11 protein-coding genes are annotated in these 11,253 nt (G+C 55.7%); 3 read left to right on the forward strand and 8 right to left on the reverse strand.

Annotation, left to right across the window (positions count from 1 at the left end):
• Positions 1-60: 60 nt before the first annotated feature.
• The 7 genes from AB8996_RS08330 to AB8996_RS08360 all read right to left on the reverse strand — a co-directional run bounded on the left by AB8996_RS08330 (position 61) and on the right by AB8996_RS08360 (position 7,682).
• Positions 61-600, reverse strand: a complete 540-nt coding sequence (locus AB8996_RS08330) for a stage V sporulation T C-terminal domain-containing protein (protein ID WP_369298513.1) — start codon at positions 598-600, stop codon at positions 61-63.
• A 279-nt stretch (positions 601-879) separates the two neighbouring features.
• Entirely contained in the window at positions 880-1,440 is a 561-nt protein-coding gene (locus AB8996_RS08335) for a YdeI family protein (RefSeq protein ID WP_369298514.1), read from the reverse strand.
• A 143-nt stretch (positions 1,441-1,583) separates the two neighbouring features.
• Positions 1,584-2,678, reverse strand: coding sequence for an ABC transporter substrate-binding protein (locus AB8996_RS08340; RefSeq protein ID WP_369298515.1), 1,095 nt, complete (start codon positions 2,676-2,678; stop codon positions 1,584-1,586).
• 96 nt (positions 2,679-2,774) lie between these two features.
• Positions 2,775-4,229, reverse strand: coding sequence for a DUF4340 domain-containing protein (locus AB8996_RS08345; RefSeq protein ID WP_369298516.1), 1,455 nt, complete (start codon positions 4,227-4,229; stop codon positions 2,775-2,777).
• 4 nt (positions 4,230-4,233) lie between these two features.
• Entirely contained in the window at positions 4,234-5,907 is a 1,674-nt protein-coding gene (locus AB8996_RS08350; protein ID WP_369298517.1) for a Gldg family protein, read from the reverse strand.
• 63 nt (positions 5,908-5,970) lie between these two features.
• On the reverse strand, positions 5,971-6,675 hold the full coding sequence (locus AB8996_RS08355; protein ID WP_369298518.1) for an ABC transporter permease: 705 nt from the start codon (positions 6,673-6,675) through the stop codon (positions 5,971-5,973).
• Positions 6,672-7,682 carry an ABC transporter ATP-binding protein gene (locus AB8996_RS08360; RefSeq protein ID WP_369298519.1) on the reverse strand — a complete coding sequence of 337 codons (1,011 nt, stop codon included), beginning with the start codon at positions 7,680-7,682 and terminating at the stop codon, positions 6,672-6,674. The genes AB8996_RS08355 and AB8996_RS08360 overlap by 4 nt, the downstream gene beginning before the upstream one ends.
• A gap of 285 nt (positions 7,683-7,967) precedes the next feature.
• On the opposite strand from AB8996_RS08360, the gene AB8996_RS08365 reads away from it, so the two are divergent.
• From AB8996_RS08365 to AB8996_RS08375, 3 genes are all read left to right on the forward strand, one after another.
• Positions 7,968-9,266: a DUF1015 domain-containing protein gene (locus tag AB8996_RS08365; protein ID WP_369298520.1), complete on the forward strand. Its 1,299-nt coding sequence runs from the start codon at positions 7,968-7,970 to the stop codon at positions 9,264-9,266.
• 27 nt (positions 9,267-9,293) lie between these two features.
• Positions 9,294-9,842, forward strand: coding sequence for an NUDIX hydrolase (locus AB8996_RS08370; protein WP_369298521.1), 549 nt, complete (start codon positions 9,294-9,296; stop codon positions 9,840-9,842).
• A 373-nt stretch (positions 9,843-10,215) separates the two neighbouring features.
• Positions 10,216-10,845 (forward strand): hypothetical protein, encoded by a 630-nt coding sequence (locus AB8996_RS08375; protein ID WP_369298522.1) that lies wholly within the window; start codon positions 10,216-10,218, stop codon positions 10,843-10,845.
• A 152-nt stretch (positions 10,846-10,997) separates the two neighbouring features.
• On the opposite strand, the gene AB8996_RS08380 is transcribed toward AB8996_RS08375, so the two are convergent.
• Positions 10,998-11,253: hypothetical protein (locus AB8996_RS08380; protein ID WP_369298523.1), on the reverse strand; the 256-nt coding region annotated here is incomplete at its 5' end.

Below are 11,253 nucleotides of genomic sequence, written 5' to 3' on the forward strand. Positions count from 1 at the left end.
CACCCTGTTTCTGGAAAATCAAGGGTTTTTCCTGATTTCTTCCAGATTTTCCGGGCTTTTTTACGTTTCCAGCTGCCGGGAGAGGAACATGGCGGCGGCTTTCAGGCTTTCGATCGCTTCGCCGCTGACCCTGGGCGGGGACTTTTCCCCCTTCAGCAGCGCCACCGCGCCCATGGCGTCCCCCACGGAGACCACCGGGAACACCGCCAGCGCCGCCGCGGGGATATCCTTGCAGACCAGCACCGTGTTTTCCCCGCCGGTGATAAAGTTCCGCCGGGACTGGATCAGCTCGTCCAGCTGGGGCGCCACCGGCTTGTGGAGCAGCTCCTTCTTCGCCGGTCCCGCAATGGCGATGATCTGCTCCGTGTCGCACACCACGGCGGCATGCCCGGTAAGGTTCACCAGCGTTTCCGCGTAGGCGGAAGCCAGCTGGGACATTTCTCCCACCGGGGAGTATTTTTTCAAAATGACCTCGCCGGAAACGTCTGTGAATATCTCCATAGGCATTCCCTCCCGTATTTTCAACGTGCGGCGAATTTCCTTGGGAATGACCACTCTGCCCAGATCGTCGATCCTCCGTACAATTCCCGTTGCTTTCATGCAGATTCCTCCTGTAGATTCCTGCCCAAAGGCTGATTTGATACATTTTGCCCGCAGCCGGACGATTCCGTATCCGTGCCGCGGCTCTGTTTTGTCCTGCTAGCCTAGTATTTCCCACCCTTTCTTTCTTTATCCGCTTTTTGCAGGTTCTGGGAGCAGAAATCTTTCCGAAAAATTCTGGTTGAACAAAGGGCTGCAAAACGAAAAAATCAACCCTTGGGAGCCGCGCGATATACTGCGGCGCTGCCGCTGAAAAAAGCTGTTTCCAGGATAGAGCGGCTACATTGGTTTCAGATTTTGATTGAGCCTGTCCACCATCCACGCGATTCGCTTTTCCCTCCCGGCGTCTGTCTTCGCGTCGAAATATGCCCGCGCGTAGGTCTTTTTTACCGACGGAGACATCGCCAGAAAGTTGGTAAAGGCGGGCTCATATTTTTCCAGTAACGCGGAAAGCCGGGCAATTTGCTCCTCTGTGACCGCTGCGGGTTTTGGCGCGTCCCATTCGCCGTTTTTCTGAGCCTCCTCTATCTTCTTCCTGCCGAAATCGGTCATGAGCCCCCGGGCTTCAAGACTTTTGACCAGCGCCTTATTTTTTTCCGACCACTTGCTTTTCTCCCTGCGCAGGGAAAAATATTTTTTATAGGTTTTTTCATCGATGCTCTGCATCTGCCCGTCTATCCACCCAAAGCAGAGGGCTTCTTCCAGCGCTTCTTCCGCTTTGATCGTTTTTGGTCCCTTCGCTTTGCCAAATAAAAGCCACACGCCGCCGCTTGACAGGCAGTGCCCGGCAAGCCACCGCCTGAATTCTTCCCTACTGGCAAACTCCATGATATCGCTCATGCTTTTCCTCTCCCTTTCCCCGCTTGCTGGAAAAATGCGGCTCCCTCTGTTTTTTAATTCGTAATAAGATAACGCCGACCGAAAAGTAACTGCTTCCCGGTCGGTGTTCGTTTTCTTGAAGTATGATATCCAAAAAGGAAAATTTACTGCTTTTCGCCTGCGCTTTGCGCCGCGGCTGGGGTGGAGGTATAAAAATTGGCTGCTTCCAAAACCTCCGCGGGGAAAACGGTTTTCAGCTCGTCCAGCGTTGTCTGGCTGAAATAGGTCTGGTGGGCGGAAAGCTCCGCCACCGGCACCTCCGCTACAGACTTGCCGGACATCAGTTCCACCGCCATATCCGCCGCCTGACGGCCTATGGCGTCATAGTCCGGGCTGACCGCCGCCAGCGCGCCGCTTTGCACATAGGCGTCCGCCCCGGCGTACCACGGGCGCTTGGCGGCGCTTGCCGCCGCTGCCACCGTGGCAGCCACAGGATTTACCGTGCTGTCGATGGGGGTGAAAATTGCCCCGGCTTTGCCGCACAGCTCGGTGACTGCTTTTGTCACTTCCTCCGGCTTTGCGCCCTTTGCCAGGGTGGTTTCCACCACCTCGAGCTGCTTCTCGCCGCAGTATTTTTTCAGTTCCTCTGCCTGCGCCCTGGAAACGGCTTCCTGCGGATTGTACAGCACGCCAAAGGTCTTCAGGTTCGGGTCGGCCTGCAATGCAAGGTCCACCACCGCGGAAACGGTGGAGCCGCTCCGCACGCCGGTCACGTTGCTTCCCAGCGTCCCCAGCTCCTTTTCCGGGTCGGCAACATCGGCAAAGACCACCTTCACCTCTGTCTGATCCGCAGCGGCAATGGCTGCTTTAGCCGCCGGGGAAGAGATTGCCACGATCATATCCACCTTGTCCGTGACGAATTTCTGACAGATGGTCTCCGCTTTTTTTTCATCGCCGCCGGCATTTTGATAGTCGATCTTCAGCTGGCTTTCGCCGCAGTCCCATTCCTCCAGGCGGCTCATGAACGCTTCCCGAAGCGCATCGTAGGAGGGGTGCTCCGCGTATTGCAGCAAGCCGACCTGATAGGGCTTGTCAATGCCTGCCGCCGAAGCGCCCGGCTGGGAAGACAGGCTGGAGCCGTCGTCCTTCTTTTTGGAGCAGCCGCCCAGCAGCCCTGCCAGCAGCACCACACACAGCGCCGCGGCACAGATCCTTTTCCAATTTTTCATGTCAATCGCCATGCGATACAGAATCCGCACAAAAAGCCATGAAAAAGCAGCCTTTTGCGCCCGGTATCGTTCCTTCCTTTGTATTTTTCACCCGTTTTGTCATTCTTACAAAAGCTTGAATGGAGTTCAGCCGTTACTCTTGGCAAGCTGGGAAACCAGCTTGTCCACCTCGGTCTTCCGCACGACGCCGTTAAATTCCCCGTCCAGCAGGGCGACGCAGCGGTCGTTTTCGATGGCGTAAAATTCCACCGTATTCCCGGCAGAACCGTCAAAATACTTGTATTCCACATGGAGCAGGGGAGCGCCGCTGTACTCCTCCCGATCGGTGGAGAGCACCGCCACGCTGATTAAATTCTGATAAAGCGACCGATAGGTTTCATACTCGACCTCACTGCCGCCGGCATTTTTAATGGACAGGTCGTATTCGGTGCTGTCCTCGGTGGATTTCTCCTCATTCACCGTCCTTGTGGCGGTAAAGCCATACGCCATATCGCCGTTCACGGTGAGGGACAGGGAAGACACATTTTTAATATTGGGCAGACAGATGTAACTCATACGCTGCTTCAGCACATTTGTTTCAGCCCAATCCGCCACGGCGCTTCCGCTGACCTTATAGATCATGTCCCGATCGTCCAGCAGCAGATATCTGCTGCCGTCCAGCTCGGCGCCGCTCACCGTCATGGTGTGGCTATCCTCGTTCAGCTTGAACTCCACCTTCGCGAAAGGCTCTGTCAGCCCGTATTCCTCCAGCGTTTCCTCTGTCAGATGGGCTGCCACGACCTCGGTGGCAGTGGGAGCCTTCAGCGCCGCCGTCATGTTTTCAAAGCCGGTAGAGCCGGATTCCGCCTTGACCGGCTTCGTCATATAGAACACGCTGGTCGCGTCTTCATTGTATTCAATTTCAATTTCCTCCGGGAAATTGCTGCCGGAAAGCTTGACGGAGTACAGGATATCGGCAAGCGTTTCGATGGACTGGGAACCGTTTTCATCGGTGACCGTTCTGGTCCTGTCCTCCACGGAATACAGGAAGGTGCTGAAATAACCGAATTTGCTGCCATACAGCAGGTCGGCAATGTTTGCGGCGATATACACCGTGTTATCCTTCAGCACGTACCGCCCGGTAGACTCCCCGGCGGCGTTGCCCAGAACCAGCTTCTGCGCCGAGCCGTCCTTCCCGGTGACCTCCACCTCTACGGCGTTTTCCCCGGCAAGCCCGAAGTCCTCCAAATTGTCCCGGCTGCCCAGATTTTTGCTGGCGGGCATAGTGGTCAGGGACTGCACCGAGCTGGTGATGGAGGCGGTGTTCAGCTCGCAGTCTTCATAGTCCTTCAGGGTGAAATCCTCGCCCTGGGGAACAAAGGTAAAGCTGTCCTGGGAATTTTTCACGGAAATGGCGGAGACGTCCTCCGTCTTCGTATCCATAATGTTTTCCTGCACGGCGGAAGAGGTCTCCGCCGGAGAAGAAAGGGAGGACGTGCTGTCCGCGTCCGCGCCGGGCAGGAACCGCAGCGCCGCCGCAGCGCCGCCCAGAACGATCAGGACCGCCGCCATGATAAGCAGATTTCTTACGGACTTTTTCATAGGCTTACAGGTGCCTCCTCTTCAGGAAGATAACAAGCCCCGTAATGAGGATCACCAGCGGCAGACCAATGGTGAACACGCCCAGCCCCAGCAGGTTGACGGTGCTGGCGGAAGCGGACACGTCCAAAACGTTGGTCTGCACCTGATTGGTGCTGACGGTGACCTGGCTGTCGTCCGTGCCGGTGCAGTAGCCCAGCACATCGGAAATATAGCTTCTGTCGCTGAAAGAAGACGTCATGAAGTCGTCCAGGAACACGTAAGAGGAACCGAACACCACCACGCTGCGGGCGGTGGATTCGCCGTCCACTCTGGGGCGCTTTTCAGAAATGCACGCCACCGTCTGGGAGGACTTCTGCAGGTTTTCCGCGTCGGCCTCGGTCATGTCCTCCGTAGCGACATAGGCGTTTTCCGAGGTGGTCCACAGCTTCGCCGTCTTTACCACGTCGCCGTTGGACTCAAACAGCATGGTGATAGGGCGGCTGGAGGGGGACACCAGATAATTGTATTCGTTTTCATTGAGCAGGTCCGTGGTATGGTCCACCAGCACATAGCTGGCGTTGCGCAGGGCAACCCTGGAAGCGTCTGTTTCCGCCACTACGCCTTCCTCCACCCGGATACCCCACTCCTCCAAAAAGGCGGACAGCTTGGGCAGCTCGCCCTGAGAGGTGTGGAAGGTCACAAGCAGCGCGCACTGCTCCGGGCGGGTGGTATCGTCGATGTATTCCCGCAGCTTTGCGATCTCCGCGTCGGTATAGTCCGTAGTGGGGGTAGGGATCATCAAAATCTGGGTGTTCTCCGGAATCTCCTCGGTGAGGAAGTTTACCTCTTTCACATCAAAGTTCCTGGCTTCCAACAGGCTGCGGAAATTGCCCATGACGTCGGAGGTCAGCAGCTCCCCGTGCCCCGTGGCAATGGTCATCACGGGCACCTTGTCCATGTTGACCACCTCCAGGGCGCTTGCCAGGGCACTGTCCACCTTGGAAAACACGTCATAGGCATAGGTGGACTGGTTCTGCGTCACGGAAAACAGGTCTGTTACAGACAGCACCTTATGGCGCTTCTCCGTTTCCACCAGCACAGAGCCGGTGCGCAGGGAGTCATCGGGGTAGGAGCTGATAAAGGTAGGGTTGGTGTCGGGGTCGATAAACTCCACAGAGATGTGGGAATTTACCTCCCGCAGCTTTTCCGCCAGATTCGCCACCTGGCTGTATTCCAGCTGATAGTAGGCGGTAGAGTAGATGGTGTCCTTGCGGTAGGCTTCCTCCGCGCCGATCAGGTAGATCGTGGTATCCTGCTCCACGCCTTTGGCGATCTCCACCGCCTGGTCGGACAGGGTGTTGAGCTTCTGGGCGGTCAGGTCAATGTTCATGGAGGGGAACCGCTCGGTGAGCAGGCCCACCAGGATATTGAGCACCACCACAATGGCGATGAACACCACCGTCATGATGGTCGCCATGGAGCCGCGTTTGAATTTATTGCTGCCAAACGGGTTGCCCCGCTTCTTTTTCTTCTCGGTCTCCCTTTGGGAGACTTCCTCCGAGGGAGCCTGTGCTTCCTCCGCTTCCTGCGGGGCTTCTGCCGCCGCTTCCGTTTCTTCTATCATCTGTTCCGTTTCGGGCAGTTCGGTCTGCTGACCCTCCTGCTCGATCCGGGTCTCGTCCTTATGATTGGTTTCCATTTTGTAGTCATCTTCCTTTCTCTGTGCCGCCTGGGCGCTTCACGGTTTTCTGAAAAACTTCCCTTAATTCCAGCGGCGGCTTTCCAGCCTGCGGGCGGTCAGGAACACAAACACCGCCATCACACTGAGGAAAAACACAGTGCTGGAAATGCTGAAGATCCCCTGGGTGAAGGTGGTATACCTGCTGTTGAAGGAAACCCAGCCCACCAGGGCGCTGACCACCTGATTGGACACGGCGGACGCCATGCTGTCGATCAGCATCAGCAGCACGGAGATCACGAACGTACCGATAGCGGCAATGACCTGGCTGACGGTCAGGCTGGAAATAAACACGCCGATGGAGATCATGGCGCCGCCGTACAGCAGCGTGCCCAGGTAATTGCCGATGATCTCTCCCCACGCGGGAGAGGAGAAAAAGGACATTGCCACCGCGGGCAGAAGCCCCAGAGAGGAAGCGACGAAGAACACGAAAAAGCAGGACAGGAATTTGCCCAGCACGATGGACGTTACCCCTATGGGCGCTGTCAGCAGCACCTGGTCGGTCTTGTTTTTCTGGTCGTCGCTCATGCTGCGCATGGTGATAATGGGGATCACCATCATGCTGTAGGAAAACATGGTGCTGTATACCCGCCCGATGTAAGAGGAAGACCCCATTACCATCACCTGATAGTAAAACAGACCGTACAGCGCCGCCAGAACGGCAATGCATACATACCCTACCGGGGAATTAAAATAGGAGCGGAGCTCCCGCTTGAAAATTGCGATCATGCCTGATACCCTCCCTGTTCCGTTTCTTTCTGCTGCTCTGCGGAATCATTCTCCTCAGAGGAAGACGCCAGCGCGGCGTCGCTGTTTGTCAGCTGCAGGAACAGGTCCTCCAGCGTCAGGTCCATATTCTTCATGGCAAGCAGCGACCAGCCCTTTCTTGCGATCAGGGAAAATACGTCGCGGCGCAGGTCTACGCTGGGCTCGGATTCCACGGTCATCTCGAACACGCCGGATTCCTTTTCCCCCAGGGACTCCACGCTCAGCACATGGGGCAGACCTTTCAGGGCGTGGTACAGCTCCCGTTCCGGGGCTTCCGCACGGAGCAGGAGGCGGTGGTCCTTGGACAGGTCATGCGCCAGCGTATCGGTGGCGCCGTCCGCCACCACCCTGCCGTTGTTGATGACGATAATGCGCTCGCATACCGCCTGCACCTCGGGCAGGATATGGGAGCTGAGGATCACGGTGTGGTTCTTCCCCAGGTTCGTGATAAGCGTCCTTATCTCGATGATCTGCTTGGGGTCAAGACCTACGGTGGGCTCGTCCAGGATCAAAACGGGCGGGTTGCCGATCAGCGCCTGCGCAATGCCCACGCGCTGCTTGTAGCCCTTGGAAAGGTTGCCGATCAGCCGGTTGTACACCTCTTCGATCTTCACCAGCTTGCAAATTTCCGACAGGTGCTGTTCTCTGGGCAGCTTTGCTTTCTTCAGGTCATACATGAAATTCAGGTATTCCTTTACCGTCATATCCATATAAAGGGGCGGCTGCTCCGGAAGATATCCAATCAGCTTCTTGACCTCCTGGGGCTCCTCCAGCGTGTTCTTTCCCGAAACCAATACCTCGCCGGAGGTGGCGGAAAGATATCCTGTCACAATGTTCATCGTGGTGGATTTTCCCGCGCCGTTTGGTCCGAGGAAGCCCACGATAGAGCCCTCTTCTACTGTAAAACTCACGTGATCCAGCGCCAGCTTTGTGCCGTAGCGCTTCGTGAGATTTCTAACCTCTACCATTTCACCTGATTCCTCCTGTTTTTCCAGCTTGTCCCAAAATGGGAGCTAACTTATAAATAGTACAGCAAAACCGGGATATTTGCAAGCCTTTTCCCCGAAAGGACCTCTTTTCCCCGATTTTCTTTTCCACAGCATACTCCGCCATTGTGAACATACGGTGAATATCGGGTGATTGTTTCCCGCCGCGCTTGACGAAAAACCTGCTTCCAGTGTAAAATAGAAAAAGAAACTGAATTTCTGGAACCGAGTACGCACCGCCAATTTTCTTTTCAGGAGGCGATCCCTTTGGCTGAAATCAGACCCTTCCGCGCCCTGCGGTACGATTTGGAGCAGGCGGGAGAGATAGAAGCTCTGGTCTGCCCGCCCTATGACATCATCAGCGAGGAGGAACGGCAGGGCTTTCTTGCCAAAAATCCCTGCAATATCATTCGTTTGGAGCTGCCAAAGGCGGCTTCCCCCGAAGAAGACCCTTACCAGGAGGCAGGAAAAACCCTGCAAAACTGGCTTGCCGATGGCATTTTGAAAGCCGATATGGACGAGGGTATCTATATTTATGAAGAAGAATTCCGGGACAAGGTGACTGCCGGGGAAACAAAGACCCTCCGCGGCATGATCTGCCGCGTCCGTCTGGAGGAGTTTTCCGCCGGGGTCGTCCTGCCCCACGAGGAGACTCTCAGCAAGGCAAAGGAGGACCGCTTCCGGCTCATGCGGGCAACGGGCTGCAATTTCAGCCAGATCTATTCTTTGTATCAGGACCCCCAGCACGTCACCCGACGGCGGTTGGACAATCTGGCGGCTTCCTGTTCCCCCCGATACGATTTTTCCGACGGGCTGGTGACCCACCGCCTGTGGGTGGTAAACGACCCGGTGGCGATCAGCGCCCTGCGGGAGGATTTTACCGACCGAAAGCTGTACATTGCCGACGGGCACCATCGGTACGAGACCGCCCTGCGGTACCGAAACACCCTGCGGGAAGAGAAAAAATACTGTCCCGGCGCGGACTACGTGATGATGATGCTGGTGGACATGGAAGACCCTGGCTTAGTAGTGTTCCCCACACACCGGCTCATTCACGGTCTGGAAGATTTTGACAGCGGGGAGCTTCTCCATGCCTGCGGCGAGTGGTTTTCCACCGCCCCCAGAGCCGACCGGGCAGAAACAGAGCAGGCGCTGCAGGAATATTACCGGGAAAACCGCCATGCCTTCGGCTTCTATGACGGAGCCGGGTGGCACACGCTGGCGTTAAAGGACGCCGCCGTCATGGACGGCATTCTGCCGGGGCTGAGCCCCGCTTCCCGCCGGCTGGACGTGACCATTCTCCACAGCCTCGTTTTGGAACGCCTGCTGGGGATCGACAAGGAAAACATGGCGGCGCAGAAAAACCTGTCCTACACCCGCTCCGCCGAAGAGGCGGAAAACGCCGTGCGCTCCGGCAGCAGCCAGTGCTGCTTTCTGCTGAACCCCACCCGGGTAGAGGAGATCGGCGCCGTGGCTGCCGCAGGGGAAAAAATGCCCCAGAAATCCACCTATTTCTACCCCAAGCTCATCACGGGGCTGACCGTGAACCCCCTGTTTGACCTTTGATTTTTTTCGGGAAAGGAAGCGCGTCTCATGAAGCTGACAGAAATAAAGAAGTCGGAAAAAGAGCTTTACAAAGGCAAAATTATCCGTGTCCACGTGGACGATGTGGAGCTGGAAAACGGGAAGCTGACAAAGCGGGAGGTGGTCGAGCACCCCGGCGGGGTCAGCGTGGCGATTTTGACCGAGCAAAATGAGCTGATTTTTGTCCGGCAGTTCCGCTACCCCTATCAGGAGGTACTGCTGGAGCTTCCCGCCGGAAAGCTGGAACCAGGGGAGGACCCCTTTGAAGCCATGAAGCGGGAACAGCGGGAGGAGACCGGCACCGCCGCCGACCAGTATATTTTTCTGGGCAATATCTATCCCACCCCCGGCTACGCGGGGGAGATCATTCGGCTGTGGGCCTGCCGCCTGACCAGCGACGAGGGCACGCTCCATCTGGACGAGGGAGAGTTCCTCACCAATGAGCGTATCCCCCTGCAGGAAGCGGTGGACATGGTGCTGAAAAACGAGATACCCGATGCCAAGACCCAGATCGGCATTTTGAAAACTGCCCGTCTGGTGGAGCAGGGGCTACTATAGGACGGAAAAAAGCTTCGGTCACACCGTGACCGATTTTGCAGAACAAAACCGCTTTTTTCAGCGGCTTCCGGGTACACTATTCTGTAAAGATCGGTGTTCTACAATTCATGGAATGGACGGAAAAAATGCTTTGCGGTATATTAAAAAATAGAAAAGGCGGTTTTCGTATAGAAAATCGGCTGCGGTGCAGCTGAAGCCTTTTCCAGGAAGAAAGGCTACGCCTTTCTTTTTCCTGCGGAGAACCGTCTTTTTCCACTGCGTTGTGGGTACACCGTGCTATGGGTGTTGGTGTTCTAAAATTCCCACAATGGGCGGCAGAAAGCTCTGCCGCCATTTTGAAAAAGTTTCGTAAAGAAAAGAAAGGAAGTTTCTCATGAAAATTCTGAAAAACCTGCTCTCCCGGAGCATTCTTTTGTGTCTGGCGCTGTGTCTGGTGGCAGGCTTTGCCGCCTGCCAGCAGCAGAACGAAGACAACACCAGTACGTCTCTGCCCCCGGAGGAAAACTCCTCCGCAGTGTCCGCCACCCCTGAGCCGGAAAGCTCTCACTTTGTGCCCGCGCCGGATCTGATCTCCACCCCCAGCGGCATAGAGGAGGGCACCTTTGAGTATGCCTTCTCCCAGAATCCCATTGACAAGAAGTATGACGCGGACTATTCCCTGGCGTCTTCCCTTTCCATGATGCGCCAGGCGTGCAACCAGGCGGCGCGGAACTGGAAAAATATGGTGGACGTCGCCTATGCCGCCGCGCTGGAGGTCACGCCGGAAGATGACCAGAGCGCTCTGGTGCAGCAGCAGACCGAATGGGAAATGGACCTGGACAGCCGCATTGAGGAAATCCGGGAAGAAGCGGGCGACAGCAACGAGGGCATTCTCACCTCCGCCCGGCAGGTCGTCCTTCTTTACCGGGACCGCGCCATGACCCTCTGCCGCATTAAATACGAAGCCGACGGCGCCCTGCCCGATTTCCCCGATTTGACTGAGACCTCTTCTGTTGCCGGCTGATAATGGGCGGAAAAAGAATGTTCGACAAAAAACGCCGAACATTCTTTTTCATAGTCTCTAGGGTACACTGCCATAAATGAACAAAAAGTCTTTCTGGCTTTTTCCACTGCGTTTTAGGGTACACTTTCTTCTGGACTCTGGTGCTTTAAGCTTCACAAAATGGACGGAAAAAAGCTTCGGTCACACATCTTTATTGATAAATTTGATTTTACTTTTGTAAAATCAAATTTCAAGAAGAAAGGCGCAGCCTTTCTTTTGCGAGGCAAAACCGCTTTTTTCAGCGGCTTTCGGGTATACCTATCTATGGGCTTTGGTATTCTCAAATTCGCACAATGGGCGGAAAAAGAATGTTCGACAAAAAACGCCGAACATTCTTTTTCATAGTCTCTAGGGTACACTGCCATCAAG

This window comes from uncultured Neglectibacter sp. (assembly GCA_937958185.1).
Classification (GTDB): domain Bacteria; phylum Bacillota; class Clostridia; order Oscillospirales; family Acutalibacteraceae; genus Acutalibacter.